This window comes from Janthinobacterium foliorum, assembly GCF_978021625.1.
Genome location: NZ_CDXDQE010000052.1, coordinates 1 through 599, shown reverse-complemented (window position 1 = coordinate 599; position 599 = coordinate 1). Strand labels below are relative to the sequence as shown.

Here is a 599-nt window from a genome sequence, read left to right as displayed (position 1 = left end):
GCTGGCGGCGCAGCTGGCCCGGCGCCATGCCGGCAGCATCGTCATCGATGGCGGCAAGGATGAGCAGCTGCATGCGCCGCGCGACTGGCGGCAGTACGACGCCTGGGTCGACTTGAGCGGCTGCGCCGGCGCGGCGCCGGCAGCGCTGGCATGGATCACGCCGCTGCAGCAGTGGATCGAGGCACGGCGCCAGGAGCATGGCGTGGTGCTGTGCGTCACGCAGGGCCTGGAGCGCTTCCGCCAGGCGCAGGTGAATCTGGCCGGCGCGCGCCGCGTGGGCCTGTACCGCATGCTGCAAAGCGAGTACGGCCGTCTGGTGTCGCGCCATGTGGACCTGGAAGAGGGCGCCGGCGAGGCCGAGATGCTGGAGCAGGTCTGCGCGGAACTGCAGACCGACGACCTGGAAGCGGCAGTGTGCTACCGGGGCGCGCAGCGCTACCGCGCGCTATTGCGCGGCGAGGCGCTGGCCCCGGCGGCCGGGCTGGCGCCGCTGCCGCGCTTCGAGGCGCAGCAGGTGCTGCTGGTGACGGGCGGCACGCGCGGCATCGGCATGCTGTGCGCGCAGCATGCCGTGCGCCAGTATGGGGTGCGGCGCCTGG

The 599-nt window shown here is 73.5% G+C and carries 1 protein-coding gene; it reads left to right on the top strand.

The window, feature by feature from the left end; translation table 11 throughout:
* Positions 1 to 599: Rossmann-fold NAD(P)-binding domain-containing protein (locus tag ACZ92H_RS29425; RefSeq protein ID WP_465052398.1), on the top strand; the 599-nt coding region annotated here is incomplete at both ends.